Source organism: Candidatus Vagococcus giribetii (assembly GCF_017316185.1).
GTDB classification, from domain to species: Bacteria; Bacillota; Bacilli; order Lactobacillales; family Vagococcaceae; genus Vagococcus; species Vagococcus giribetii.
On record NZ_JAFLVX010000018.1, the window covers coordinates 111,197 to 138,085 of the forward strand.

General features: G+C 34.4%; 30 protein-coding genes. 27 read left to right on the forward strand and 3 right to left on the reverse strand.

Going from position 1 to position 26,889, the window contains the following annotated elements:
• Nucleotide 1 precedes the first annotated feature (1 nt).
• Together DOK76_RS07175 and DOK76_RS07180 are read left to right on the forward strand one after the other, a co-directional pair.
• Nucleotides 2-949, forward strand: a complete 948-nt coding sequence (locus DOK76_RS07175) for a thymidylate synthase (protein ID WP_242542240.1) — start codon at nt 2-4, stop codon at nt 947-949.
• Nucleotides 950-988: 39 nt separating this feature from the next.
• Nucleotides 989-1,480, forward strand: coding sequence for a dihydrofolate reductase (locus tag DOK76_RS07180; protein ID WP_206966255.1), 492 nt, complete (start codon nt 989-991; stop codon nt 1,478-1,480).
• A gap of 39 nt (nt 1,481-1,519) precedes the next feature.
• On the opposite strand, the gene DOK76_RS07185 is transcribed toward DOK76_RS07180, so the two are convergent.
• Both DOK76_RS07185 and trhA read right to left on the reverse strand, forming a co-directional pair.
• The gene (locus DOK76_RS07185; RefSeq protein WP_206966257.1) at nt 1,520-2,074 is read right to left on the reverse strand and encodes a hypothetical protein; all 555 of its coding nucleotides are present in this window, start codon (nt 2,072-2,074) and stop codon (nt 1,520-1,522) included.
• A 115-nt stretch (nt 2,075-2,189) separates the two neighbouring features.
• Nucleotides 2,190-2,834 carry a PAQR family membrane homeostasis protein TrhA gene (gene trhA / locus DOK76_RS07190; RefSeq protein ID WP_206966265.1) on the reverse strand — a complete coding sequence of 215 codons (645 nt, stop codon included), beginning with the start codon at nt 2,832-2,834 and terminating at the stop codon, nt 2,190-2,192.
• Between the two features lie 114 nt (nt 2,835-2,948).
• Between trhA and DOK76_RS07195 the strand changes: the two genes are divergently transcribed.
• From DOK76_RS07195 to DOK76_RS07275, 17 genes are all read left to right on the forward strand, one after another.
• Nucleotides 2,949-3,788 (forward strand): DegV family protein, encoded by an 840-nt coding sequence (locus DOK76_RS07195; protein ID WP_206966267.1) that lies wholly within the window; start codon nt 2,949-2,951, stop codon nt 3,786-3,788.
• 52 nt (nt 3,789-3,840) lie between these two features.
• Nucleotides 3,841-4,707, forward strand: coding sequence for an SGNH/GDSL hydrolase family protein (locus tag DOK76_RS07200; protein WP_206966270.1), 867 nt, complete (start codon nt 3,841-3,843; stop codon nt 4,705-4,707).
• Between the two features lie 21 nt (nt 4,708-4,728).
• Nucleotides 4,729-5,412 carry a YpmS family protein gene (locus DOK76_RS07205; protein WP_206966272.1) on the forward strand — a complete coding sequence of 228 codons (684 nt, stop codon included), beginning with the start codon at nt 4,729-4,731 and terminating at the stop codon, nt 5,410-5,412.
• 8 nt (nt 5,413-5,420) lie between these two features.
• Nucleotides 5,421-5,936 carry a peptide-methionine (S)-S-oxide reductase MsrA gene (msrA, locus tag DOK76_RS07210; RefSeq protein ID WP_206966274.1) on the forward strand — a complete coding sequence of 172 codons (516 nt, stop codon included), beginning with the start codon at nt 5,421-5,423 and terminating at the stop codon, nt 5,934-5,936.
• Between the two features lie 3 nt (nt 5,937-5,939).
• Nucleotides 5,940-6,158 (forward strand): YozE family protein, encoded by a 219-nt coding sequence (locus DOK76_RS07215; RefSeq protein ID WP_206966276.1) that lies wholly within the window; start codon nt 5,940-5,942, stop codon nt 6,156-6,158.
• A gap of 16 nt (nt 6,159-6,174) precedes the next feature.
• Nucleotides 6,175-7,614 (forward strand): S41 family peptidase, encoded by a 1,440-nt coding sequence (locus DOK76_RS07220; protein WP_206966278.1) that lies wholly within the window; start codon nt 6,175-6,177, stop codon nt 7,612-7,614.
• 152 nt (nt 7,615-7,766) lie between these two features.
• Nucleotides 7,767-8,288, forward strand: a complete 522-nt coding sequence (gene lepB / locus DOK76_RS07225) for a signal peptidase I (protein WP_206966507.1) — start codon at nt 7,767-7,769, stop codon at nt 8,286-8,288.
• Between the two features lie 16 nt (nt 8,289-8,304).
• Entirely contained in the window at nt 8,305-9,150 is an 846-nt protein-coding gene (gene ylqF, locus DOK76_RS07230; RefSeq protein WP_206966280.1) for a ribosome biogenesis GTPase YlqF, read from the forward strand.
• A complete protein-coding gene (gene rnhB / locus DOK76_RS07235) occupies nt 9,147-9,914 on the forward strand; it encodes a ribonuclease HII (RefSeq protein WP_206966281.1) in 768 nt (255 codons plus the stop codon). Before ylqF ends, rnhB begins: the two co-directional genes overlap by 4 nt.
• Before the next feature lie 60 nt (nt 9,915-9,974).
• Complete coding sequence (dprA, locus tag DOK76_RS07240; RefSeq protein WP_206966283.1) at nt 9,975-10,850, forward strand: DNA-processing protein DprA; 876 nt, start codon at nt 9,975-9,977, stop codon at nt 10,848-10,850.
• 112 nt (nt 10,851-10,962) lie between these two features.
• The gene (topA, locus tag DOK76_RS07245; protein WP_206966285.1) at nt 10,963-13,044 is read left to right on the forward strand and encodes a type I DNA topoisomerase; all 2,082 of its coding nucleotides are present in this window, start codon (nt 10,963-10,965) and stop codon (nt 13,042-13,044) included.
• Between the two features lie 117 nt (nt 13,045-13,161).
• A complete protein-coding gene (gene trmFO / locus DOK76_RS07250; protein WP_206966510.1) occupies nt 13,162-14,466 on the forward strand; it encodes a methylenetetrahydrofolate--tRNA-(uracil(54)-C(5))-methyltransferase (FADH(2)-oxidizing) TrmFO in 1,305 nt (434 codons plus the stop codon).
• A gap of 171 nt (nt 14,467-14,637) precedes the next feature.
• Complete coding sequence (xerC, locus tag DOK76_RS07255; RefSeq protein ID WP_206966286.1) at nt 14,638-15,528, forward strand: tyrosine recombinase XerC; 891 nt, start codon at nt 14,638-14,640, stop codon at nt 15,526-15,528.
• A gap of 17 nt (nt 15,529-15,545) precedes the next feature.
• Nucleotides 15,546-16,094 (forward strand): ATP-dependent protease subunit HslV, encoded by a 549-nt coding sequence (gene hslV / locus DOK76_RS07260; protein WP_206966288.1) that lies wholly within the window; start codon nt 15,546-15,548, stop codon nt 16,092-16,094.
• A gap of 13 nt (nt 16,095-16,107) precedes the next feature.
• Nucleotides 16,108-17,505, forward strand: coding sequence for an ATP-dependent protease ATPase subunit HslU (gene hslU, locus DOK76_RS07265; RefSeq protein WP_206966291.1), 1,398 nt, complete (start codon nt 16,108-16,110; stop codon nt 17,503-17,505).
• Nucleotides 17,506-17,534: 29 nt separating this feature from the next.
• Complete coding sequence (gene codY, locus DOK76_RS07270) at nt 17,535-18,335, forward strand: GTP-sensing pleiotropic transcriptional regulator CodY (RefSeq protein WP_206966293.1); 801 nt, start codon at nt 17,535-17,537, stop codon at nt 18,333-18,335.
• A 17-nt stretch (nt 18,336-18,352) separates the two neighbouring features.
• Nucleotides 18,353-19,225 (forward strand): aldose 1-epimerase family protein, encoded by an 873-nt coding sequence (locus tag DOK76_RS07275; RefSeq protein ID WP_206966295.1) that lies wholly within the window; start codon nt 18,353-18,355, stop codon nt 19,223-19,225.
• Nucleotides 19,226-19,259: 34 nt separating this feature from the next.
• Here the strand turns inward: DOK76_RS07275 and DOK76_RS07280 are convergent, their stop codons facing one another.
• Nucleotides 19,260-20,090 carry a pyruvate, water dikinase regulatory protein gene (locus DOK76_RS07280; RefSeq protein ID WP_206966297.1) on the reverse strand — a complete coding sequence of 277 codons (831 nt, stop codon included), beginning with the start codon at nt 20,088-20,090 and terminating at the stop codon, nt 19,260-19,262.
• 86 nt (nt 20,091-20,176) lie between these two features.
• Here DOK76_RS07280 and DOK76_RS07285 point away from each other — a divergent pair, with 86 nt between their 5' ends.
• From DOK76_RS07285 to recO, 8 genes are all read left to right on the forward strand, one after another.
• Entirely contained in the window at nt 20,177-20,629 is a 453-nt protein-coding gene (locus DOK76_RS07285) for a Fur family transcriptional regulator (protein WP_206966299.1), read from the forward strand.
• 94 nt (nt 20,630-20,723) lie between these two features.
• Entirely contained in the window at nt 20,724-20,900 is a 177-nt protein-coding gene (gene rpsU / locus DOK76_RS07290; protein WP_086343118.1) for a 30S ribosomal protein S21, read from the forward strand.
• Between the two features lie 118 nt (nt 20,901-21,018).
• Nucleotides 21,019-21,978 carry a PhoH family protein gene (locus tag DOK76_RS07295; protein ID WP_206966301.1) on the forward strand — a complete coding sequence of 320 codons (960 nt, stop codon included), beginning with the start codon at nt 21,019-21,021 and terminating at the stop codon, nt 21,976-21,978.
• Between the two features lie 32 nt (nt 21,979-22,010).
• The gene (locus tag DOK76_RS07300) at nt 22,011-24,215 is read left to right on the forward strand and encodes an HD family phosphohydrolase (protein WP_206966305.1); all 2,205 of its coding nucleotides are present in this window, start codon (nt 22,011-22,013) and stop codon (nt 24,213-24,215) included.
• Between the two features lie 2 nt (nt 24,216-24,217).
• Nucleotides 24,218-24,694, forward strand: a complete 477-nt coding sequence (gene ybeY / locus DOK76_RS07305; protein WP_206966306.1) for an rRNA maturation RNase YbeY — start codon at nt 24,218-24,220, stop codon at nt 24,692-24,694.
• A gap of 1 nt (nt 24,695) precedes the next feature.
• A complete protein-coding gene (locus DOK76_RS07310; protein WP_206966308.1) occupies nt 24,696-25,073 on the forward strand; it encodes a diacylglycerol kinase family protein in 378 nt (125 codons plus the stop codon).
• Between the two features lie 15 nt (nt 25,074-25,088).
• Complete coding sequence (era, locus tag DOK76_RS07315) at nt 25,089-25,994, forward strand: GTPase Era (protein WP_206966310.1); 906 nt, start codon at nt 25,089-25,091, stop codon at nt 25,992-25,994.
• Nucleotides 25,995-26,070: 76 nt separating this feature from the next.
• Complete coding sequence (gene recO / locus DOK76_RS07320) at nt 26,071-26,841, forward strand: DNA repair protein RecO (RefSeq protein WP_206966312.1); 771 nt, start codon at nt 26,071-26,073, stop codon at nt 26,839-26,841.
• The last annotated feature ends 48 nt before the right edge of the window (nt 26,842-26,889 follow it).

Genomic DNA, 26,889 nt, shown 5'->3' on the forward strand with positions numbered 1-26,889 from the left:
CTTGGAAAAAGATTACTTAGATTTAGCAAAAAAAATCCTTGAAGAAGGAACTGAAAAGCACGACCGTACAGGTACTGGAACAAAAAGTATCTTCGGGGCACAAATTCGATTTGATTTAAGTCAAGGTTTTCCACTATTGACTACAAAGAGAGTCCCTTTTTCCCTTATCAAAAGTGAATTACTCTGGTTTTTACAAGGAAATACTAACATCAAGTTCCTTTTAGAGCATAACAATCATATCTGGGATGAGTGGGCATTTGAAAGATACATTAAAAGTGAGGACTATACAGGACCTGATATGACTGATTTTGGTCGTCGAGCTGTGACAGATCCTGATTTTAATGAACTTTATAAAGTCGAAATGACACAATTTTGTGATAAGATACTAACTGATGATACTTTTGCCGCTAAGTACGGTGAATTAGGTAATATCTATGGTTCTCAGTGGCGTGCATGGAAAACATCACAGGGAGATACGATTGATCAATTGCAAGATGTGATTGATATGATAAAAACGAATCCAGATTCAAGACGCTTGATTGTTTCTGCTTGGAATCCAGAAGATGTGCCTTCAATGGCCTTACCGCCATGTCACACACTATTCCAATTCTATGTAGCAGAAGGGAAATTAAGTTGTCAATTGTATCAAAGAAGTGCAGATATCTTTTTAGGTGTGCCATTTAATATTGCAAGCTATGCTTTATTAACGCATCTAATCGCACATGAAACTGGTTTAGAAGTTGGAGATTTTGTTCATACTTTTGGAGATGCTCATCTATACATCAATCATTTTGATCAGATTAACGAGCAACTTTCAAGAGATATTAAATCATTTCCAACATTAGAATTAAATGAAGAAAAACGTTCTATCTTTGACTTTGACATGGAAGACATTAAAATTAAAGGATACGAACCACATGCAACAATTAAAGCACCTATTGCAGTTTAAAAAAGTTTTAGGGAAGTATTTTGGGGAGGATATTAATAAATGATAGCAGCTATATGGGCTCAGGACGAAAATGGTTTGATAGGGAAAGAAGATGTGTTGCCTTGGCATTTGCCAGACGACTTACAATTCTTTAAACACATGACTGAAAATAATGTGATTGTTATGGGGAGAAAAACGTTTGAAGGAATGGGTAAAAGATTATTACCAAATAGACAAACTATTGTATTAACATCTAATCAAGATTATGTTGCTGAAGGTGCAACTGTTATGCATTCAGTAGATGAGGTTTTAGCTTTTTCTGAAACCTTTGAAGGCATTACCTTTATTACTGGTGGTGGAGAGATTTATAAATCATTCTTGCCACATATTGATGTTTTATATCGAACACTGATTAAAGAAAAATTTGAGGGAGATACTTATTTCCCATACCTTGATTGGGAAGAATGGAATATCGTCAGTACAAGTGAAGGTACTGTAGATGATAAAAACATTTACCCTCATGATTTTGAAACATATCAACGAAATAAATAGTAAAAAGAGCAGATTAAAGCTAATCTGCTCTTTTTTGTATTATATTGCAGAAGCGTTCAAGGTTTCTCTCATATTTTCTTTTGTTAGATAATGAAACATATCTCCTTCATAAATTTTTTCTAAACCATGAAGTTCTAACAAATCTTGAGGCGTTATAAATTGATTTTCTTTATCAAACGAGGTGACGTCACTCTCTGAAAGAAGGGTAGCAATAAATTCAGAACAAAAATAAGCGTTTTCTCTTTCTAAATTATATTGTAAAGATAGCGCTAATAAACCGATGAAATTATACTTAAACAAAGCCTTATTTTTCTCGAAGAACTCGATTAATGAGAGTAATTTGTTATATTCTTTTTCAGTGATGTCTAAAGAATAGATAGCGCATTCACTTGTTAGAAAAAAAGGATCCCAAAAATCTTCTTGGACAAAACCACCAATTAACGGGTTACTCATTTTCTTTCTGCCAAAGCTATACGTACTAACTAACTCTTTATCTAAAGAAATCGATACATGATTATAAGTTTCTTTTGTGTAAAACTGAATCATTTTCGATAACAAACTTTTATTTGCTGAGTAGACTAAAAAAACTTCCATACCAAACTTCCTTTTCTTTAATTCTCTTACCAACATATTTATTATATCGAAAGCCTGATTGAAAACCATCGTCCTTAAGTCGTAAAAAAAACACTAGCTACTCAAGAGCTAGTGTTTAAGTAAATAGGTAGACTGAGAAAAATATGAATAGCGCACCTAACATGACAAACAAATGCCAAACAACATGCATGAATTTGATGTGGGTTTTACTATAGAAATAAGCACCAATTGTATAAGATAAACCACCTAAGAATAAGAGTAAAAAGCCTGTTGATCCCAAACCAACATAAAGAGGTTTGATAGCGATTAAACATAACCACCCCATAATGATATACAAGATTACATCAGTTTTCCCTCGTTTGTTCAACCAAATAGCTTTAAACACAACACCTGCAATGGCGATGGTCCAAATTACTCCAAAGAGAGTCCAACCTAGCCAACCTTTAATAGTTAGTAAGCAAAAAGGTGTATAGCTACCAGCAATCAACAAGTAAATGGAACTATGATCAAATACTTGGAAGACTTTTCTTGCTTTTGTGAAAATCAAACTGTGAAATAGGGTTGAAAATAAAAAGAGAAGCACCATTGAGGCACCGAATATGGTATAGGATACAACATGAATGGCGGAGTGCATCTGAGCCCCTTTTATGATTAGTAAGACAAGTCCAGCAATACTAAGACCAGTAGCAATTCCATGAGTAATGGCATTAAAGACTTCATTGACAATTAAATATTTTTTAGAAAAACTAGCCTGTTCCATAAAAACATCCTTTCATGTTTTGAGTGAAAAAGAAATTATTATCTGTTATACTTATTTACAGATAGATTATTTTTATTCTACACGAATATGCTATTTTTTGAAAGAGGTTTAAGTATGACTAATATAAAAATTGTGACGGATTCTTCTTGTATTATTGATCCGGAAAGACTAAAAGAGATTGATATTCATACGATTAGTTTGTCAATCATGATTGATGGAACTATTTACGCAGATCAAAATGAACTTGATAAAAAAGAGTTTATGGATATGATGGAAAAATCACCAGCATTACCTAAAACAAGTCAACCTCCAATTGGCGAATTTGTTCATTTATATGATGAGTTAGGAAAAGATGGAAGTGAGATTATTTCCATTCATTTAACAGAAAAATTAAGTGGCACAGTCAATACGGCTAGACAAGCAGCTCAAATGAGCCAGTCTAACGTAACAGTTATTGATAGTGATTATATTGATCAAGCCCTTGGTTTCCAAGTCTATGAAGCTGCTAAGCTAGCTCAAAAAGGGGCAACAGTTGATCAAGTAGTTGCTCATGTAGAGAAAGTTAAAAGTAAAACCCAACTTTACATTGGCGTGGCTACTTTGGATAATCTAGTTAAAGGCGGACGTATTGGTAAATTAGTTGGTGTGGTGTCAGGTTTCTTAAACATGAAAATCCTTTGTCAATTGAACAAAGGAGAACTTGAAATTGTTTCTAAAGGTAGAGGAAACAAAACATTTACTAAGTGGGCCAAAGAATTAGAAAAGAATTTAACTAACTACTCTTTAAATTATCTAGGGATTTCGGAAGCAGATGGGAAATCTTTAGCTGAAGAATTAAAATCTATTTTATCTCCAGCGCTAGCTGATATTTCAATTCCAATTATTCATACAACACCACTAGTTGCAACTCATACAGGTAAAGGTGCCTTTGCCGTTATGTTCTATACAAATTAAAAAAACTTAAAGCAGATCACAGTGGTCTGCTTTTTTGGATAGAGGGATTTTTATGAAAACAATAAAAAAAATGCTTCCCTTTATCGGATGGTTCTTTTTGTTAACTTTAGTGACATTTGCAATTAGTTCCATGTTGATTCCAGAAGCAGAAAAAATAAAAAAGACAACAACAGATACTAAAGAAGAAGTTAAAATGGATATTTTACGTGTTAGTGCAGTAGGAGACTCTTTAACTGAAGGTATTGGAGATACAACCCATACTGGAGGTTACGTGCCCTTACTTCAAACAGATTTAAGTGAAAACTATCCCATTGATGTGGTTCAAGCAGAAAACTTTGGAAAATCAGGTGACAGAAGTGACCAAATATTAAAACGAATCAAAAAAGATGAAGAGATGCAAAACTCGATTCGCAAAGCTGATGTTATTTTAGTAACAGTCGGCGGCAATGACTTAATGAAAGTCATCCAATCAAAAATATTTAACAAACTAACGTTAAAAACTTTTGTGAAGCCAAGAGAAAAATATCAAAAAGAATTAGAAAAGATGTATCAAGAAATAAGACAACTTAATCCAGATGCACCTATCTATCAACTAGGTATTTATAATCCTTTCTATAAGAGTTTTTCAGAAATAAAAGAAATGCAAGAAATTGTTGATTATTGGAATGAAGGTAGTAAAGAATTTATTGATGGATTAGATAATGCTTATTTTGTTCCTATCAATGATGAAATCTATAATGGCTTACCAGAAGTTCCTACAACATCAAGTTCAGATGCTACAAACAATTCAAAAGATGTAACAATTAATGATTTAATATCTGAAGAAGATAGTTTCCATCCTAATAATTTAGGGTATCAAATTATTGCCAATGCTTTTAGAGCAAAAATGGATTCAACAAAAGATGCATGGTTGAAGTAAACTTTATTGAAGGTGAAGAATATGTTAAAAAATAAATCAAATGAATCAACTACTGACAAAGAAACAAGACAAAAAGAGGATAAACCCCAAAAAAATTGGTTAAAAAGTTTGCTAAGAAATCCTTGGAGATTAGCTTTTATTACCCTTCTAGCCGTGGTTGTTGGCTTTATCGGCCTTATTATGTTTCGTGTAACAACTCCTAGAATGACTTATGACACGTCTCTACCTGTTAACCAAACAAGCGACAAACCAATTTTTGACATTAATATGAAAAAAGACCAAGTGAATACCACTATTAATTATTTCTTAGAAGATGCTATGAAAGAATCTGGCGTGGATTATTCTTTTGTTTTAGAAAATGAAGCTATGATTGATGGAACTTTTTCATTATTAGGTCATGAAACGCATTTTTATCTTTACTTTGAACCTTACGTACTAAATGATGGTAATGTGCAATTAAAAGCTAAGAGTTTGTCCGTAGGAGCTTTAAATGTCCCGATCCCTGCGATGATTAATTACATTTCATCAACGACAGACTTGCCTAGTTGGATTGAACTAGATGCTGATCAACAGCTAATTAATTTACATCTAAACCAATTTAAACTAGATAATGGGATGAGTATTAAAGCTAAAAAAATCAATTTAATTGATGATGACATTAGTTTTAGCTTATACTTACCAAAAGAAAAACCTAAAAAGAAATGAGTGAGCAAATGAAAGAAACTGCCATATTTGCAGGTGGATGTTTCTGGTGCATGGTGAAACCTTTTCGTGAATACCCAGGTGTTATATCGATTGTTTCAGGTTACACTGGTGGACACACCCTTAATCCAACCTATGAAGAAGTGTGCCAAGGTATTACGGGGCATACAGAAGCTGTTAAGATTGAATTTGATCCAGAAAGTTTATCCTACACAGATTTACTGACTATTTACTGGCAACAAACTGACCCAACGGATGCATTTGGTCAATTTGAAGACCGAGGAGATAGTTACAGACCAGTTATTTTTTATTCTTCAGAAAAACAAAAAGAATTAGCTCAAAAAAGCAAACAGGATCTGATAGATTCAAATCGTTACACAGATCCAATTGTCACAAAGATTGAACCGGCTAGTGAATTTTTTGAAGCCGAAACTTATCATCAAGATTTTTACTTAAAGAATCCAAGTCGCTATGAGCAATCTAGTCAACGACGAAAAGATTTTTTAGAAAACGTATGGGGAGAATAAAAAATGAAAAGAAGTTTTTTTCACTATGTTGAAACATATAGAGGAAAGATTCATCAAACAGAAGAGTCCTTATTAGCGGAACACATTTTTTCAGATTTACAATTCCCTAAACAATCAACTGATTACGATGAAATTTCTCACTACTTAGAAACAAATGCTTACTATATTCCTAATATGGATATTTTTGATACCTTATGGGAACATTATATTGAGAATAATTAATTAAGGATGTGTGTACATGCCACAAAAAAATTCAAAAAAAATATCCATTTTTCAATACGTTGTTACGATTGTTGTCGTTGGTATTTTAGCCTCAGGTCTAACTCTATTTATTTATGAATTAAATGGCCCCCGAACAAGCTCACATATGAGTAATGCTGTTAAAGACGATCTTGAAAATATTTCTTATTTATACGAGTTAATTGATAGCCAATACATTGAAGATGTTAGTGAAACTGATTTAGTCAATGGTGCTTTGAAAGGTATGACTGAAGCCATAGGAGACCCGCATAGTGTCTTTTTCCCAGAAGAGGCTGCGAAAGACTTTGATGATAGTGTCTCAGGTAGTTTTGAAGGAATCGGTGCTTCTATGATGCTTGAAAATGAATACCCCGTGATTGCAGAGCCTCCATTTGAAGATTCACCTGCTCAAAAGGCGAAATTAAAAAAAGGTGACATTATCACTAAAGTTGATGGAAAAGAAGTTAAAGGACAACCTTTAAACGAAGTGGTATCAAAAATTAAAGGTGAAAAAGGCACAAAAGTTACCTTAGAAATCATGCGTGGAAATGAATCATTTAGTGTTGATATTATTCGCGATACCATTCCTGTTAAGTCTGTCAAATCTAATATAGACAAAACAAACAAAGACGTAGGTTACATTCAAATTACAAGCTTCAATGAAACCACATCTGATGAGTTTGATGAGGCCGTTAGCAGCTTAAGAAAAGAAGGGGCTAAACGCTTTATTGTCGACGTCAGAGGAAATCCTGGTGGTGTGTTACAAAATGTTGAAAAGATGACGAGCCGTTTCTTAAATGATGGTGATGTTATCGTTGGCTTTGAAGATAAGAACAAAGAAACATTTGAAGAAGTAGCCGGTAAAAAGTTTGACAAAGGCGAAAAAATCAATGAGCCAACTGTCTTGTTAATGGATGAAAACAGTGCAAGTGCTTCAGAAATAATGGCTGGTGCTTTAAAAGCTCATGGATTTGATGTTATCGGGACAACTTCATATGGTAAAGGAACAGTTCAAACTCTTGTACCAATCGAAGGTCATGGTGAGGTTAAATTAACTATTAGTAAATGGTTAACTCCTGACGGTAAATGGATTCATGAAAAAGGGGTTGAGCCAACGATTAAAGTGGATTATCCTGACTATTTAAAACGTGTAGTAATTGACCGCTCTATGACTTATGAGGAAGGTGTGATTAGTAATCACGTTGAAACAATCAATACCTACTTAAATGAATTAGGCTATAATGTTGGGAAAGTCAGCAGTACTTATACAGCTGATACAACAAAAGCGATTAAAGAATTCCAAACAGCTTCTGGTATAGAGGCAACTGGTAAAGCAGATAAAGCAACAGTTGAAGCTTTAGAAACTGCTATTACGCAACACTGGAAAGAAAATGATATTCAATATGAAACAGCTCTAAAAACTGTTCTATCAAAATAATAATTAAAAACGTTTTGTCTCAAGTTAGGCAAGACGTTTTTCTTTATAGTTTAGATGAAAGTTTGGTGTTATGACTAGCAATTTAAGTTTTTTTTTTATATGATATAAAGTGGAAGAAAGACGGTGATAATGTGGAGAAAAAAATTGTCGACATGATTTGGCACTGGGTGAAAATGCTAGTCATCTGTATCCCTTTTGTGGTTATTTTAAAAGCATTTATTTTTATTCCCGTTGAAGTAACTGGAAAATCCATGTCACCTACGCTTAAGGAAAATGATTTTGTTATTATGGAAAATTTTAGTGAAATCGATCGTTTTGATATCATTGTTTTTACCGCACCTGACGGAAATACTTACATCAAGCGGGTAATTGGTTTACCTGGTGATCGTATTGAGTATGAGAAAGATCAGCTCTATGTTAACGGTAAGCCCGTTGAAGAGCCTTTTTTAAAAGATGTCAAAAAGAAAAAGAATGAATATGTTTTTACAACGGATTTAGATACAAAAGAGTTAATCGGACAGGAAAAAATTCCGAAAGACCAATATTTTGTATTGGGAGACAATCGCAGATTAAGTAAAGATAGTCGCTCCTTTGGTACTGTTAAAAGTACAGCTATTCAAGGCAAAGCGCAAATCGTTTATTATCCTATCTTTCATAGTAAGATTGTTAAATAATTAGGAGTGAGTATAAGTGACAATTCAATGGTTCCCAGGGCATATGGCAAAAGCCCGAAGAGAAGTAGCTGAAAAATTAAAATTAGTAGATGTGGTATTAGAAATCGTAGACGCAAGATTGCCTATGTCTAGTAGAAACCCCATGTTAGATCAATTGATTCAACAAAAGCCAAGAATTATTTTATTAAATAAAGCAGATTTAGCTGACCCAATTGAGACAGCTAGATGGCAACAATTTTTTGAAAGCCAAGGACATGCTTGTCTGACAATCAATGCCAATGAAGGCAAAGGCATCAAAAAAATCGTCCCAGCTGCTAATGAGTTATTAAAAGAAAAGATGGACCGTCAAAGAGAACGAGGAATTAAACCAAGAGCGATTCGTGCAATGTGTATTGGTATTCCTAACGTGGGTAAATCCACTCTCTTAAACCGTTTATCAAAAAGAAACATGGCTAAAACAGGAAATATGCCTGGCGTGACTAAAGGACAACAATGGTTAAAAACAGGTAAAGATTTAGAATTACTAGATACGCCAGGGATTTTGTGGCCAAAATTTGAAGACCAAGAAATTGGTAAAAAATTAGCCTTAACAGGTGCTATTAAAGATACCTTACTTCATATGGACGACTTAGTCTTATTTGGACTGGGCTACTTTAAAGAGAATTACTCAGAGCAACTACAAGCAAGATATAACTTGACCCTTGAAGAAATGGAAGGAACTCCAGTTGATATTCTACTAAGAATCACTGAAAAAAGAGGCTTTAAAGACGATTATAATCGCGCAAGCATTATGATTGTCCAAGAAATACGTGACGGACGTCTAGGACGTTATACCTTGGATAAGGTGGCAGATTTTAAATGAGCGACTTAACTGCTAAAGATATTAAAGCTCTTCTATTAGAAGTAACGTCTCTTGATGCACCGGAATTTCTTAGGTTTGAAGAGGATTCAAGAAAAAGTGTGCAACAGTTATTAGTAAGTACTAGAAAAAAAATTGAAAAGCAACAGGCCTTGCTTCAACATTTTGAGGAAATGAAGTATTATGAGAACCAAGCCAAAAGCAAAGGTTTTCAAGCAATCGCTGGAATTGATGAAGTCGGAAGAGGTCCGTTAGCAGGTCCAGTTGTAGCTGCAGCAGTGATTTTACCTGAATCATTTGATTTAATTGAAGTCAACGATTCTAAGCAACTATCTCATAAAAAAAGAGAAGAGCTTTATACAAAAATTTTAGACCAAGCTGTTGCTGTTGGAGTCGGTGTTATCGATGAAGCAACCATTGATCAAGTCAATATTTATGAAGCAACTAAATTAGCCATGAAAGAAGCAGTATCACAAATGAGTACACCTTGTGACTATTTGTTAATCGACGCTATGCAACTTGATTTAAACGTTCCTCAAGATAAAATAATTAAAGGGGACGCTAAAAGTATCTCTATTGCTTGTGCGAGTATTGTAGCAAAAGTAACGCGAGACCATTTGATGCTTAAGTATCATGAGTTGTATCCTGGTTATGGATTTGATAAAAATGCCGGCTATGGAACAAAAGAACATTTAGAAGGCCTAGATAAATTAGGTATTACACCAATCCATAGAAAGTCATTTGCCCCTGTAAAAGATATGATTTAAGTATCACCTCTTATTTTTTCGTACATTATGTTTGAGTACGGTAAAATAGGAGGTTTTTTTATGGATCAGCGTTTGTTTATTTTTAAATTAAAACACTTAAGAGGTATTGGAAATAAAGGGTTATTGAAGATTTTTCATTATTTTTTAAATCACCCAGAAGAAGAATTTTGTATTGAGACATGTTTATCATTGGGATGTATAAAAAAGAATTATCAGGAAACATTCACCGTTTCTTTTCAACAAGCAGAAAGAATTACTGAAAATGATTTTCATTATTTTTTAGAATCTTATTCGTTTCTTACTATTATGGATGAAGATTACCCCGATCGATTAAGAGAAATCTACAATCCACCAATTGCACTCTTTTACTTAGGCAATAAAGAATGGTTTCAGCATGACCATTCCCTTGCAATGATAGGCTCTAGAGAATCAACGCCTTTTGGTAAACAAATGATTGAATCCTTAGTGCCTTCATTCTGCCAACAAGACGTTACGATTGTAAGTGGACTAGCAAAAGGAAATGATACATTTTCTCATCAATCCGCCATACGTCATCAAGGTAAAACAATTGCTGTCATTGGTTGTGGTTTAAATACTTTTTATCCCAAAGAAAACCAGAGATTACAACAATTTATTGCTAAAGAACATCTGCTAGTTTCAGAATATATTCCAAATACCAAACCTTTAAGACATCATTTTCCAAGTCGTAATCGAATAATAGCAGGTTTAAGTAAAGGGACGTGTGTTATAGAATCTAAAAGAAAAAGTGGGACTTTTATAACAGCCCAACTAGCTCTTGAGGAAGGAAGAGATGTCTTCGCTGTCCCTGGGAATCCTTTCACAGACGCATCAGAGGGTTGTTTATCCTTGATTCAAGCGGGTGCAAAATGCATTTGGAAGGCGGAAGATATTCTGGAAGAATGGCAGGCACAATAATTTTTTTTAAAAGCTTTTCTTGACAAGCCTCTTCTAAATGGACTAAGATAGTTTACGATTGTTGAACAAAATAAAATAAAACATAAATTAAGTGACGGAAAGGGATTAGCATATGAGTTATAAATATTTAGTAATTGTAGAATCCCCTGCAAAAGCCAAGACAATCGAAAAATATCTTGGAAAAAATTATAAAGTAGTTGCAAGTGTGGGACATATTCGTGACTTGCCTAAAAGTAAAATGGGAATTGATATTGAAAATAATTATGAACCTGGTTATATCAATATTAGAGGAAAAGGTCCTGTTATTAAGGAATTAAAAAAATACGCGAAAAAGGCGGATAAAGTTTACCTCGCAGCCGATCCGGACAGGGAGGGAGAAGCCATTGCTTGGCACCTTGCCCACATTTTAGATTTGGATTTAGACGATAATAACCGCGTTGTCTTCAACGAGATTACCAAAGAAGCTGTTAAAGCAGCCTTTAAAGAACCAAGAAAAATTAACGTTGACCTAGTTGATGCTCAACAAGCTCGACGAATTTTAGACCGTTTAGTAGGTTACTCAATTAGTCCATTATTATGGAAGAAAGTTAAAAAAGGATTGAGTGCTGGTCGTGTGCAATCTATTGCTCTTAAAATGATTATCGACAGAGAAGAAGCGATTAGAAGTTTTGAACCTGAAGAATATTGGAGCATTACTGGAGATTTCGTTAAAGGAAAATCTAAATTCAAAGCAAACTTTTACGGTATTGATGGTAAAAAATTAAAACTAAGTAATCAAGAAGACGTCAAAGCAGTTACTGAAAAATTAACTGGTCGTGATTATGATGTGACAAAAGTAACCAAGAAAGAACGTAAAAGAAATCCAGCAGCGCCTTTTACAACTAGTAGTTTGCAACAGGAAGCTGCTCGTAAGTTGAACTTTAGAACGCGTAAAACTATGATGATTGCTCAACAACTTTACGAAGGTATCAAACTAGGTAAAGGTCAAGGAACAGTCGGTTTGATTACTTACATGCGTACAGATTCAACAAGACTTTCTGATACAGCAAAAACAGATGCTTTTAATTTTATCTCAGATAAATATGGTAAAGAGTATACAAATGGTGCTCCTAAGAATAAAAAGAACGCTCAAGGTGCTCAAGATGCCCATGAGGCGATTCGTCCATCAAGTGTTCTAAGAACACCTGAGTCACTTAAAGAATTTTTAGATAAAGATCAATTTAAGCTTTATTCACTTATCTGGTCACGTATGGTTGCTAGTCAAATGGCGCCAGCTGTCCTTGATACGATGCGAGTTGATTTAGAACAAAATGGCGTGAAGTTTGTGGCTAATGGTTCAAAAATCAAATTCCAAGGTTTTATGAAAGTATACGTGGAAGGTAAAGATGATGGCAAAGAAGATAAAGAAAACATCTTACCAGAATTGTTAGAAGGAGATGTTGTTAAGTCTGCTGATATTGAGCCAAAACAACATTTCACTCAACCACCTGCTAGATACAGTGAAGCTACTTTGATTAAAACTTTAGAAGAAAATGGTGTTGGGCGTCCTTCTACTTATGCACCAACACTAGAAACGATTCAAAGACGTTACTACGTTAAATTGAATGCCCGTCGTTTTGAACCAACTGAGCTTGGAGAAATCGTGAATACCTTAGTGGTTGAATTCTTCCCAGCAATTGTTGATGTGAACTTTACAGCTGAAATGGAAAAAGATTTAGATAAAATTGCCATTGCTCAAGAGAATTGGGTAGATGTAGTAGATAAATTCTACAAACCATTTGCTAAAGAACTTGAAAAAGCTGAAAAAGAAATTGAAAAAGTACAACTTAAAGATGAACCTGCTGGATTTGATTGCGAAGAGTGTGGTAACCCAATGTTAATCAAACTTGGTAAGTACGGAAAATTCTATGCGTGTAGTAATTTCCCTGATTGTCGTAATACAAAAGCGATTGTGAAGAAAATCGGTGTGACTTGTCCTGTTTGTAAACAAGGAGATGTTATCGAGAAGAAAACGAAGAAAAATCGTATTTTCTTTGGTTGTGATCGTTACCCTGAATGTGAGTTTACTTCTTGGGATCGTCCAATTGGTAGAGATTGTCCAAAATGTTCTCATTACTTAGTACAGAAAAAAGTACGCGGTGGGCAACAAATTATTTGTAGTGATTGTGATTACAAAGAAGACATTCAAAAATAAAGGTTGTCTATTTCTAAAAAAATTGTGTATAATACAAGCGTCGAGGGACTAAAACAATTGTTTTAAGTCCCTTACTTTATTTTTTATTTGAAGAAAGAAGGTTTAACCATGTCTAATATGAAAGTAACTGTGATTGGTGCTGGCTTAGCTGGAAGTGAAGCTGCTTTTCAAGTAGCAGAAGCTGGCGTAAAGGTTGATTTATATGAAATGCGTTCAATCAAAAAAACACCTGCTCACCACACAGATAAATTTGCCGAATTAGTTTGTACGAACTCGTTAAGAGCTAACAATATTACAAATGCTGCAGGACTTCTTAAAGAAGAAATGCGTACATTAAACTCAGTGATTATTGCCTCTGCTGATAAAAACCAAGTCCCTGCTGGAGGAGCTTTAGCAGTGGATAGAGAAACCTTTTCTAGTGATATCACAGAAAGAGTTACAAATCATCCAAATATTACTGTTCATCATGAAGAGATTTTGTCTATTCCTGATGAGGGAATTACAATCATTGCGACTGGTCCTTTAACCTCTGAACCTTTAGCAGAAAGCATCAAAGAGTTCACTGAATCAGAAGGTTTATACTTCTATGATGCTGCAGCTCCAATTATTGATAAAAATACGATTGATATGGATAAAGTCTATTTAAAATCTCGTTATGATAAAGGAGAAGCGGCTTATCTTAACTGTCCTATGACAAAAGATGAGTTCTACGCCTTTAGAGAAGCATTAGTAACAGCTGAAGTAGCTCCTTTAAAATCCTTTGAAAAAGAAAAATTCTTCGAAGGGTGTATGCCGATTGAAGTTATGGCTAACCGTGGAGAAAAAACAATGACATTTGGTCCATTAAAACCAGTTGGATTAGAAGATCCTAAAACTGGCAAAAGACCTTATGCAGTTGTGCAATTGCGTCAAGATGACGCTGCTGCTTCACTTTACAATATCGTTGGTTTCCAAACACATTTAAAATGGGGAGAGCAAAAGAGAATTATTCAAATGATTCCTGGTTTAGAAAATGCCGAAATCGTTAGATACGGTGTTATGCACCGAAATACCTTTATGAATTCTCCAGAGTTACTTAACCCAACTTACCAATCGAGAAAACGTCCAACTCTTTTCTTTGCTGGACAAATGACTGGGGTAGAAGGCTACATTGAAAGTGCCGCAAGTGGTTTAGTAGCTGGAATTAACGCTGCTCGTTTAGCTAAATCAGAAGAACCAATTATCTTCCCACAAACAACAGCAATGGGAAGTATGGCTCACTATATCACGCATACATCTGGTAAACATTTCCAACCAATGAATGTTAACTTTGGTATTTTCCCAGAACTACCAGAACGTATTCGTGACAAAAAGGAACGTTATCAAGCAATCGCTGATCGCGCTCTTACAGATATTAAAGAAGTGGTTGAACAAACAAAATAAATCTTTAGCTAGAGTGGACCTTCGTCTTACTCTAGTTTTTTTATCCTAAAAAAAGTATGAACAAATTGTGTCATTTTTTCGTTAAATTCATTAAATTCTGACAATTGATTTGTTTTACCTTTATGATTGTGTTACATTGTTCTTGTAATTTACTGGAAAGGATTTCAAAAGATGGATCATTTAACTGAATTTTTAAGGTACATTGTTATTGAAAGACAGTATTCGGATAAAACCAGGCAAGCTTACGAAGATGACATTTTAGATTATTTTGCTTTTTTAAAAGAATCAGGGGACGACGATTATTTGAATGTGACTATTCAGGATATTCGAATTTACTTATCTTTTTTACATGATAAGAACTATAGTCGAAATACTATTAGTCGCAAACTGTCTAGTCTCAGATCCTTTTATCAGTTCTTGATGAAAAACGGCATCATATCTGAAAATCCTTTTTCATATGTTCAAATGAAACGACAACAAGCTAAATTACCACGTTTTTTTTACGAAAAGGAATTGGATACATTGTTTGATTCTGCTTCAGGAGATAAGCCTCTAGACTATCGTAACGTTGCTATTTTAGAAGTTCTTTATGGAACAGGCATTCGGGTAACAGAATGTACTAACATAACTTTGCAAGATATTGATTTTGACTCTTCAGTTTGCTTAATCCATGGTAAAGGCGGAAAAGAACGTTATGTACCATTTGGCTCTTTTGCAGCAGATGCTATTCAAACTTATCTTCTAGAAGGAAGAGCGCCCTTAATGGCTAAAAATCAAGAAACACATGATTATTTATTCGTTAATAATCGCGGAGCTCCTATAACTGACGCCGGTATTCAATATATATTAAAAAAATTAATCGAATCAAGTAGTTTAACAACTGATATACACCCTCATATGTTTAGGCATACATTTGCGACTCATTTGTTAAACAATGGGGCTGATTTGAGGACTGTCCAAGAACTTCTTGGGCATTCAAGTTTATCCTCAACTCAAATTTATACACACGTCACTACAGACGCATTACAGAAAAGCTATCGACATTTTCATCCGAGAGCTTAGGGAAGGAAGAAATAAAAATGGGTTATACAACATTTCATTCAACAACAATTTGTGCAGTAGAAAAAAACGGTAAGTTCGCTATGGCTGGAGACGGACAGGTAACCATGGGCGAATCAGTCGTAATGAAGGGGACTGCAAGAAAAGTACGCCGTATCTATAACGGTGAAGTTGTAGTCGGTTTTGCAGGAAGCGTAGCCGATGCATTTAATTTAGAAGAAAAATTTGAAGGTAAATTAAATGAATACAAAGGTAACTTAATGCGTGCCGCTGTTGAGTTAGCTATGGAGTGGCGCAGTGACAAAATGATGCAAAAATTAGAAGCTATGCTAATTGTCATGAACGATAAAGAAATGCTAGTTGTATCTGGTACTGGAGAAGTGATTGCACCAGATGACGGTATTTTAGCAATTGGCTCAGGTGGTAATTACGCATTAGCTGCAGCTAGAGCTTTAAAACAAAATGGTAAAGACGAGCTAACAGCAGGTGAAATCGCTGAAGCGGCTTTACATGTAGCAGGAGATATCTGCGTTTACACTAACCATAATATTATTGTAGAAGAACTGTAAAGGAATGATAAGCATGACAACTAACCAAAAAACACCTAGAGAAATTGTAAATGAATTAGATAAATATATTATTGGCCAACAAACGGCTAAAAAATCAGTTTCTGTTGCTCTTAGAAATCGTTACAGAAGAATGCAACTAGATGAAGAGATGCAACAAGAAATCACACCAAAGAACTTATTGATGATTGGACCAACTGGTGTCGGAAAAACTGAAATTGCTAGACGTTTAGCAAAAATCGTTAATGCTCCTTTTGTAAAAGTAGAAGCAACTAAATTTACAGAAGTTGGTTATGTCGGTCGTGACGTTGAATCAATGGTAAGAGATTTAGTAGAAGCAAGTATTACGATTGTTCGCAAATCTCAGTATAGTCGCGTTTATAGCACAGCCCATAAAAAAGCTGAAGACCGTCTAGTGAAATTACTAGTTCCTGGTATCAAAAAAGAGAAAAAACAAAAAAATAACCAATTTGACATGATGATGCAAATGATGAACAACATGCAAAGTGGCGTAGAAGAAGAAACAGAAGAAGTGACAGACTCAATCCGTGTGAGCCGCGAGACAGTTCAGTCTCAATTAGAAAAGGGCTTGCTTGAAAATAGAGAGATTACAATTGAAGTAGAAGAAAAGAAAACAGCCCCTTCTATGAATAATGGATTAGAGCAAATGGGTATTGATTTATCAGATACCTTAAGCGCATTAAGTCCTAAGAAACGAATCAAACGTACTGTCTCTGTTTCTGAAGCAAGAGAAATCTTAATTCAAGAAGAGTCTGAAAAATTAGTCAATGATGCAGACATTAACAGTGAAGCTATCAAATTAGCTCAAAATCACGGCATTATTTTCATCGATGAGTTTGATAAAATCACATCTAAATCTGAAAACTCAGGTCAAGTTTCACGAGAAGGTGTTCAACGAGATATTTTACCAATTGTTGAAGGTTCTTTAGTTAATACAAAATACGGTACGGTTTCAACAGATCATATTTTATTCATCGCTTCTGGTGCTTTCCATTTAAGTAAACCAAGTGACTTAATTCCTGAATTACAAGGACGTTTCCCAATTAGAGTAGAACTAGATGATTTAACGGCAGAAGACTTTGTACGTATTTTAACTGAACCAGATAATGCCTTAATTAAACAATACATCGCTCTTTTAGGAACTGAAAATATTTCTGTGATTTTCACAAAAGAAGCAGTTGAACGCATCGCTCAAATTGCCTTTGACGTTAATAGTGAAACAGACAACATTGGGGCACGACGTTTACATACAATATTAGAAAAATTATTAGAAGATTTACTTTATGAATCTCCTGATATGCAAATGGGTGAGATTACTATTACTGAGAGCTATGTGAATGATAAGTTAGGTCACATTGCTAAAGATGAAGATTTAAGTCGCTACATTCTATAATTAGCTGTTAACTCAAGGAGGAGTTTGTCGTGGATACGTTGCTTCGAAAAACAAGAATGATTAATGAATTGTTACAAAGAGAAAATACCCTTAGTCTAGCGTCTGAATTACCTTATACGCAAATGGCTGATATTTTAGGGGATATTTTAAATTGCAATGCGTATATCCTAAACAAAGAAGGTGTTGTTTTGGGTTACGCTGTTAATCATGATCTTAATAATGAACGCGTTAAAAATATGTTAGCTAATCAAAAATTTCCCAAAAACTATATTAGACGCTTGTCTTTAGTAGATAAAACTTATGAAAATATTGGTATGAACGAAGAATTAACTATTTTCCCTGTTGAGTTGAGAGATCAAATGGAAGAACTAGCAACCTTCACTACCATTGTGCCCATATTTGGCGCAGGTGAGCGACTAGGGACTATTGTCCTTGGTCGTATCGAACCAGCGTTTGCTACAGAGGATCTTATTTTAGCAGAATATAGTGCGACTGTTGTTGGTATGCAGGTACTTTACCAACAATCACGTGAAATCGAAAAAAACATACGAAACAAATCAAATGTAAAAATGGCTATTGGTAGTTTATCTTATAGTGAGTTAAAAGCTGTTAAAGCTATTTTTGATGAACTAGGGGCAGATGAAGGACGCTTAACAGCATCAACTATTGCTGATAAAATTGGGATTACACGTTCTGTAATTGTTAATGCCCTTCGTAAACTAGAATCAGCAGGAATTATTGAAACTCGCTCTTTAGGCATGAAGGGAACCTATATTAAAATCATCAATCCCTTGTTTAAAGACGGCTTGAAAAAAGAGACATTGATTTAAAAGGAGGACTTTTTAAGATGAAAACGATTTTGGAGAATGAGTTGTGCCAAGTGAGCATTAATCACTTTGGAGCAGAAATTTCTAGCTTTATCCTAAAACAAGAAAAGTTAGAGTATATTTGGCAAGGGGACTCGACTTTTTGGGGACGACACGCTCCTGTGTTATTTCCTTTTGTTGGTAGATTAAAAGACGATACCTATAGCTATCAAGGACAAAGCTATCCAATGTCTCAGCATGGCTTTGCTCGAGACAAAGAGTTTACCTTAGAGTCTTATGACAAAGAATCAGCTGTATTTTTATTAGCAAGTAACGAAGAAACAAATCAAGTCTATCCTTTTGATTTTGAATTACGACTTAATTACCGTTTAATCGGTCAAGAATTGACTGTAGGTTATGACGTACGCACAGATTCTGAGGAGATGTATTTCAGTATTGGTGGTCATCCAGCATTTAATGTCCCTCTGACAAAAGAGACTTCTTTTGAAGATTACTACATTCATTTTGCTCCTTCTAAATCACGTTTCTTACTTCCTCTAAAGGGAGCTTACGTTGATTTAAAAGAAAAAACATTGGCTCAAACCAATACATCGATTCAATTGAATCGTCATTTATTTGAAAAAGATGCCATGATTTTAGAAACCATTGGAGAAAACAGCTTTTCTATTTTATGTGATAAAACAGAACATAGTGTTTCCTTGTCTTATAATGATTTCCCTTACGTAGGCATTTGGACAAAATACCCAGATGAGGCTCCTTTTATCTGTATTGAACCTTGGTTAGGTATCGCTGATACAACGGAAGCCTCTGGAAATATCGAAGATAAGCTAGGCATTAATCGTATTACACCTGGTGAGGTCTTTAGACAATCCTATACGATTAAGATAAATTAAAAGAAGAGTTGACCTAAACAGTCAACTCTTCTTTTTACCTGAAATAACTATGATCTTCTAAACCTAACTCACTCAGAATGATTGACGCTGTTTCTTCAATCGATTTTTGAGCGACATTAATAATCAAGCAGCCAATTTTTTTATACAAATCATCAGCAAATTTAAGCTCTTCCTTAATTTTGTCAATATCTGAATAGGCAGTGTTTGGTCGTAAGCCGTATGAACGCATTCTTTCTTCTCTGATGGCATTTAAAATTTTAGGATCATTAGTTAAGCCAACAATTTTCTTAGGATCAACTTCCCATATTTGAGGAGGAATATGAGCCTCAGGAATCAAAGGTAAGTTGGCTACTTTTAAGTTTTTATTAGCCAAGAACAAACTCAGAGGTGTTTTTGAGGTACGTGAAACACCTAAAAGAAGGATATCTGCTTCCAAAAAGCCTCTTGGATCTTTACCATCGTCATATTTTACGGCAAATTCCATTGCATTGATTCGCTCGAAATAATTTTCATTTAAAAAGTGTAAAGCACCTGGTACACGTGAAGGCTCAATATCAGTTCGTCTATTGACTTCATTAACAAGAGGAGAGAGGGCGTCAATAGTAAATAATTGATGTTTTTGACAAAACTCATTGGATATCTGAACCAGCTCAACTGAAATTAAGGTTTGGAGAACAATTGCTCCAAGAGATTTTGCCTCTTCTAAGGCATCCATTAAATCTTCTTTTTCATAAATAAATGTTCTTTTTATTAATTGGATCTCTAAATTCGATTGGTCATATTGCGCCATTGTTGCTTGGGCAATCTTTGAAGCGGTTTCACCAGCGGAATCAGAAAGAATATACATATAAATTTTTTGTCGCATTAACAGCTTCCTTTCTATATCTTTTTACTTATAGGCTATTATATCATATAATAAGGTTAGTGGAATCAGTAAGTGAGGTGAAGTCTGTGAAAAAACAATTACAAAGTGCTATAGCCATCATCAAAGAAAATGGTTATAAAAACACAAAAAAGAGGGAAGAAATTCTAACTTTTTTAATCGAAGAAAATAGATACATTGGTGCTATTGAAGTCTTCGATTTTATGAATGAAAAGTATCAAGGAATCAGTTATGACACGATTTATCGAAATTTAAGAGATTTCACATCAATGGGCTTACTTGAAGAAACTGAATTGATGGGTGAGAAAAAATTTAGATTCCATTGTGACGTAAATGAATGTCACCACCATCATCACCATCACTTTATTTGTACAGAATGCGGGGCTACACGAGAGATTAAAATGTGCCCAATGGACTTTTTTAAAGAACAGTTGCCTGATTTTGAAATTGAGAGTCATCGCTTCGAAATTTTAGGGAAATGCAATAAATGTTCAAAAAAAATGAAAGTCATAGTTGACTGAAAAAAAGTGTTTGGTTATAATATAGAACGAACGGTTTTTTGTTTATTCCTATATATGAAAAACGGTTACCAAAAGTTTGGAGGGAGGGAATTATATGTCAAAAACTGTTGTTCGTAAAAACGAATCATTAGATGACGCTCTTCGTCGCTTTAAACGTTCCGTTTCAAAAACTGGTACTTTACAAGAGTACCGTAAACGTGAGTATTACGAAAAACCAAGTGTGAAACGTAAGAAAAAGTCTGAAGCTGCAAGAAAGCGTAAAAAATTCTAATTACATGAAATAAGCAATGAGTGAGAACTCATTGCTTATTTTTTTACTTTTCTTTTTCATATTCAATATTTATGGTATTATTTATGGGTGATAGATAATAAAAGGAGCTGTAGTTTATTTGGCAACTGTAAATGATTATTCAATTGATATTAGATTAGATGAGCAAGTTGATATAAATGAAATATTTGGCGCTCATGACAAGCATCTAAAGCTATTAGAAGACTATTTAAACGTCAACATAACAAGTCGTGGCGAATTCATTCGAATTAACGGTGAAGAAGAATATGTGACTTATGCAAAAGAAATTTTGAAACACATTCAAAAATTAACTCAAAGAGGTCATAAGATTAGTTCAACTGATATCGTTACTGCGATTCAAATGGCCAAAAAAAATGAATTAGACTCTTTTTTAGCTTTATATGAGAAAACAATTATTAAAGACGCAAAAGGGAATCCGATTCGTGTTAAAAACACTGGACAAAAAACATATGTAGAAGCCATTAAAAAAAATGATGTGGTTTTTGGAATCGGACCTGCAGGAACAGGAAAAACTTTCTTAGCAGTCTGTCTAGCAGTCGCTGCTTTAAAAAATGGGGAAGTTGAAAAAATTATTTTAACAAGACCTGCTGTTGAAGCTGGGGAAAGCCTAGGCTTTTTACCAGGAGATCTTCAAGAAAAAGTTAACCCTTATTTAAGACCTATTTATGACGCGCTGTACACTATCTTAGGTATGGATCATACCAATCGTCTGATGGAAAGAGGCGTTATAGAAATTGCTCCTCTAGCTTATATGCGTGGTCGTACATTAGAAGAAGCTTTTGTTATTTTAGATGAGGCTCAAAATACGACTAAATCTCAAATGAAAATGTTTCTAACTCGTCTAGGTAACCGCTCAAAAATGGTTATCAATGGTGATAGAAGTCAAATTGATTTACCAAAAGGTGTGGAATCAGGTTTAGTTCACGCAGAAAACATTTTAAAGGACATTCAAAAAATCAAATTTGTCGAGTTCTCTGTTAGCGATGTTGTGAGACATCCTGTAGTTGCTGACATCATTAAAGCGTATGCCAATAACTAACGTATCATTCCTTATTGTAAAGGAGGATGAACATGAAATTTAAATTTAATATAAAAGAATTACCTGATCGTTTAGGAAAAAAGTACATTCCTATACTCTTGATCCTAATGTCGCTTTTACTTTTTTTAGTCATGCGAACAAGTGTGGCTCAAAAGCAAAAAGTTTATAAAGAAGGCCAATTAGCTGAAGAAACAGTCAGGGCCAATAAAACCATTGAAAATAAAACGGAAACCGAAGAAAAACAACGTTTAGCAATGGAAAGCGTCACACCAGAGTATAGTTATGACGCAACAAAAGCAGATACACAAGTTCAATTAGTTAAATCTCTTTTTGATATGGTTGATAAAGTTAATAAAGATGCTGACCGGATTTACAACGAAAAATTAAATTTAGCAAAGGATAAAAAAACAATCTCGCCAGTCACTGCAGAAGAACGTTTACCTATGTTAAAATCTCAATTTGAAAAGTTAAATCAAAATAGTTTAGCTTATTTCCAGTCTTATCCTGATTCTTTTTACGAATCACTTTTTAACTATAGCGCAGAAGAATTAGCAAATGTGAAAGAACAAAGTATCTCAGTTGTTGAAACCATTATGAGTAAAAAAATAAGAAACTCGAATCTCCAAATGGAAAAACAAGCTGCTAAGGAAGAGTTGCAATATGTCAATATTACAACTGGTATGAGAAGTACAGTTAATACGATTATTGATAAAACAGTTATCGTCAATGAAGTATTAAACGAAAAAGCAACTGAGCAATTGAAACAAAACGCCAAACAGAATGTGCAACCTGTGATGATCTACCAAGGTGAGATTATTGTACGTGAGGGAGAGCAGATTGAAAAAAAAGCTCTTGATAAAATCCAAATACTAGGATTAACTAATCAGGCTACCTCAGTCTTTCCAATCTTAGCATTAATTGTTACTATACTACTTCAACTTCTTTTAGTGGTTTATATTACTAAAACACAAGGAAAAGAATTTAGCGCTGTAAAAAGTATCACTTTTTATGCATTAACTATGATGACAAGTGTGGTATTCATGAAGCTACTCTATCTGTTCCAAAAAGATACCTTGGGTAATGTGGCACTTTTATTCCCAGCAGCTTTTATACCTGTTGTCCTAACCATGTTTATGAGTCGTAAGTGGGGACTGCTTTCAGCTATGTTCCAAGCGATCTTCTCTATTTTCATTTTTTATAACTTGGCAGGAACAACCAGTTTACTTGTTATAACTCTATTTTATGCTTTTAGTGGTTGTATCGCTACATTCTTGGTTAAGAAGCGGCTGGAATCTCAATTGAAATCAGCCTTTTTATTACTGATTATTGTACCTATCCTATTTATCTCTATTTTAACGGCCTATCAAGGTTTAGACTTTGGGGATAGTAAAACATTAACAAGTCTGTTTGTCGCTTCAGCAAGTGGTATTTTCTCGTTTATCCTATCAATCGGCTTATATCCTTATATTGAGTTGATGGTTAATGATGATAGTGTTATTGTCTTGAATGATTTAAGTAATCCTAATCAACCACTCTTAAAACGATTGCTAGAAGAAGCACCAGGTACTTATCACCATAGTATGATGGTTGCTAGTTTGAGTGCCAATGCCGTTGCTGCTATTGGAGGTCGTTCATTACTGACTCGTGTAGCTTGTTACTACCATGACATTGGAAAAATAAAACATGCAAACTTTTTCGTTGAAAACTTACCTGATGGGGCAGAAAACCCGCATAACTTTTTACTTCCTTCTGACAGTAAAGAAATTATCTTTAGCCACGTAACAGAAGGCGTTAAAATTTTAGAAGAAGCAGGTATGCCTCAATTTGTTATTGATGTATGTCAACAACATCATGGAACGACATTAATGAGATATTTCTATGTTAAAGAACAGGAACGTAATGGGGATACAACTGAAGAAACCTTTAGATATCCAGGACCAAAACCTCAAAGTAAAGAAGCTGGAGTCATTAATATTGCCGATAGCTGTGAAGCAGCTGTTCGTGCCATGGGACATCCGACAAATGAAAAAATCGCTGAATTTGTTCATAACTTAATCCGTTCAAGGCTTGAAGATGGACAATTAGTAGATACTGGATTAACCTTAAAAGAAATCTCAATTATTGAAAAATCAATTGTAGACGGTTTATGTAGCACATTCCATTCAAGGATCAAATATCCGAAAATGAAATCAGAAGCCGAAAAAATGAAACAAGAACAAGAAGGAAAGGAAATTTAAAGATGGATATCACTCTTTTAGATAAAACAAAGCTCTTAACACCAGAGCAATTAACACTAGCAACAGACATCATTGAATTTGCTTCTAAAGATTCTCACTTAGAACTACCAGATGACACAGAAATGTCAGTCACTTTTGTCAACAACGAAGAAATTCATGAAATCAATCGTGAGTATCGCGATAAAAATGCACCAACAGATGTGATTAGTTTCGCATTAGAGGATGAGGGTATGGACGAAACGCCTATCATTATGGAAGGTTTTGACATTCCAAGAAACCTTGGTGACATTATCGTTTCAGTTGAAAAAATTGAAGAACAAGCAAAAGAGTTTAATCATTCTTTTGAAAGAGAACTTGGTTTTCTTGTTGTCCATGGCTTTTTGCATTTAAATGGCTATGATCACATGAATGACTTAGATGAAAAAGAAATGTTTGATCTTCAACGTAAAATCTTAGATGACTATGGTCTAAAAAGATAACATGAAGACAAGAAAAAATAAAAATTTTTTTGAATCCTTCAAACACGCTTCTGAAGGAATTCGGACAGTGATGAAAGAAGAAAGAAACATGACTTATCATGTTTCTTTTGGTCTAATGGTTGTTCTATTAGGTTTTTTATTAAAAATCAGCGTGATTGAATGGTTATTTTTACTCTTTGCGATGTCATCTGTTCTTGTTACTGAGATCATTAATACTTCATTTGAAAATGTGATTGACTTAATCACTAATCACCAGTACCATGAAATAGCTAAAAAGGTCAAGGATATGGCAGCAGGCGCTGTTTTAGTTTCAGCAATCTTTGCTGCTATTATTGGTTGTCTTATATTTTTACCCAAACTATGGGATTTATTTGTCTAAGAAAGGACTAACTATATGTTTAAAGAAGGATTCAAATCTGGTTTTGTTGCGATTATCGGTCGCCCGAACGTAGGGAAATCGACGTTACTTAACCGAGTAGTGGCTCAAAAAATTGCCATTATGAGTGATAAAGCTCAAACAACTCGAAATAAAATTCAAGGTGTTCATACAACAGAAAACGAGCAAATTATTTTTATCGATACACCAGGTATTCATAAACCAAAAACAAAATTAGGGGACTTCATGGTTGAAACGGCCTACAGTGCTTTACGTGAAGTAGATGCTATTTTATTTATGGTAAGTGCTGATATGCCTCGTGGACGTGGAGATGATTTCATCATTGAACGTTTAAAAAATTCAGATGCACCTATTTACTTGATTATTAATAAAATTGATACGATTCATCCAGATGCATTATTACCAATCATCGAAGATTATCGTCAACAACTTGATTTTAAAGAAATTATTCCGATTTCAGCAACTGAGGGGAATAACGTTGATCGTTTACTTGAAACATTAACAAACGACTTGCCTGAAGGACCTCAATTTTATCCTGAGGATCAAGTAACAGACCATCCTGAGTATTTTATCGTATCTGAATTGATTCGTGAAAAAGCCCTTCACTTAACTGAACAAGAAGTGCCACACTCAATCGCGGTTATTACTGAGAGTATGAAACGTGATGAATTTGATAAAGTTCATATTCAGGCGACGATTATTGTTGAAAGAGATAGCCAAAAAGGGATTATCATTGGAAAAGGCGGTAAAATGCTTAAAAATATCGGTATCAAGAGCCGTAAAGACATTGAGAACCTATTAGGAAATAAAGTTTATTTAGAGTTATGGGTGAAAGTTCAAAAGAACTGGCGCGATAAACAAAAAGATTTACAAAACTTTGGCTATAAAGAAATGGATTATTAGTATACAAGGTATGACGATTAAGCTAATCCCTTAATGGTCTGCCTTTTTTCTTTGATGCTGATTGGGGGAGAGAGATGTGAGACATCAAGAAGAAGTAAGAGGTTTAGTCTTATTTGCTAGAAATTATCGGGAAAAAGACAAACTTGTCAAAATTTTTACAGAATCTTACGGGAAGAAAATGTTTTTTGTCAAAGGTGCTAACCGAAAAAACAATCCCTTAACAGCTGCTCTACAACCCTTTACAAATGCTCTTTATATTGCAGATATCAAAGAAGAAGGACTGTCCTTTTTAAATGGTGTGAAAGAAATTAAACCTTTTGAAGGAATTCAAACAGATATTTTTATTTCAGCTTATGCCACTTATTTGTTGAACTTAGTTGATGTTGCTATTGAAGATCATCTGTATGACCCAGCTCTATTTGGTTTTACTTTAGAGGCACTAACTTTACTGAATAAAGGATATGATCCTGAGATTATTACGAATATTTTTGAAGTGCAACTTCTCGAACGCTTTGGTATTAGTATTAATTGGAATCGTTGTGTTATTTGTGGCAACCAGCAAGGCAAATTTGATTATTCTTTTGCCAATCACGGCGTGTTGTGCCAAAACCATTGGCATGTAGATGAACATCGTTCCCACTTTGATCCAGTTGGGCTTCATTTTGTGAGATTGTTCTCTCATATTTCCTATAAGCAAATTAATGAGATTACCTTGAAAAAAGAAACCAAAGCCAACATTCGTTTTATTCTTGATGAGATTTATAATGAGTACGTCGGAATTTTTCTAAAAAGTAAAAAATTTATTGATGAAATGAAATCATGGGAAGATTTACTGAAAAAAGAATAAATGACGTTTAAATATTGACAAATCAAGGAACAAAGATTAAGATTAACC